The following is a 1,055-nucleotide window of genomic DNA, read 5'->3' on the forward strand; positions in this document are numbered from 1 at the left end:
CGGCGCCTTCGGCGGTCATCCGCTCCGCGAGCTTCATGGCCTCCTCGATCAGGGTCTCCACGATCTTCGACTCCGGCACGGTCTTGATGACCTCGCCCTTCACGAAGATCTGCCCCTTCCCATTGCCCGACGCCACCCCGAGATCGGCCTCCCGCGCCTCACCCGGACCGTTCACCACACACCCCATCACCGCCACCCGCAACGGGACGTCCATCCCCGTCAGACCCGCGGTGACCTCCTCCGCCAACTTGTACACATCCACCTGCGCACGCCCGCACGACGGACACGACACGATCTCCAGACCCCGCTGCCGCAGATTCAGCGACTCCAGAATCTGGATACCGACCTTGACCTCCTCCACCGGCGGCGCCGACAACGACACCCGGATCGTGTCACCGATCCCCTGCGACAACAGCGCACCGAACGCCACCGCCGACTTCACCGTCCCCTGGAACGCAGGCCCCGCCTCCGTCACCCCCAGATGCAGCGGATAGTCGCACCGCTCCGCCAACTGCCGGTACGCCTCGATCATCACGACCGGATCGTTGTGCTTCACCGAGATCTTGATGTCCCGGAAGTCGTGCTCCTCGAACAGCGACGCCTCCCACAGCGCCGACTCCACCAACGCCTCCGGAGTCGCCCTGCCGTACTTCTGCAGCAGCCGCCGATCCAGCGACCCCGCATTCACCCCGATCCGGATCGGCGTGCCACGATCACGGGCCGCCCTCGCGATCTCCCGCACCTTGTCGTCGAACTGCTTGATGTTGCCCGGGTTCACCCGGACCGCCGCACACCCCGCCTCGATCGCCGCGAACACGTACTTCGGCTGGAAGTGGATGTCCGCGATCACCGGGATCTGCGACTTCCGCGCGATCGTCGCCAGCGCGTCCGCATCATCCTGCGTCGGACACGCCACCCGCACGATCTGGCACCCCGACGCCGTCAGCTCCGCGATCTGCTGCAACGTCGCACCCACGTCCGACGTCCGCGTCGTCGTCATCGACTGCACCGACACCGGCGCATCCCCACCCACCGCCACCGACCCGACCTGGATC

Annotated in this window: 1 protein-coding gene; it reads right to left on the minus strand. The window is 67.2% G+C overall.

Annotated features, from left to right (window positions below; all coding sequences use genetic code 11):
* The coding region (gene ispG / locus P3H78_RS33150; RefSeq protein WP_276112880.1) for a flavodoxin-dependent (E)-4-hydroxy-3-methylbut-2-enyl-diphosphate synthase at positions 1-1,054 on the minus strand (1,054 nt) is incomplete at its 3' end.
* Between the last annotated feature and the right edge of the window lies 1 nt (position 1,055).

The organism is Streptomyces tropicalis (genome assembly GCF_029269835.1).
GTDB lineage: Bacteria > Actinomycetota > Actinomycetes > Streptomycetales > Streptomycetaceae > Streptomyces > Streptomyces tropicalis.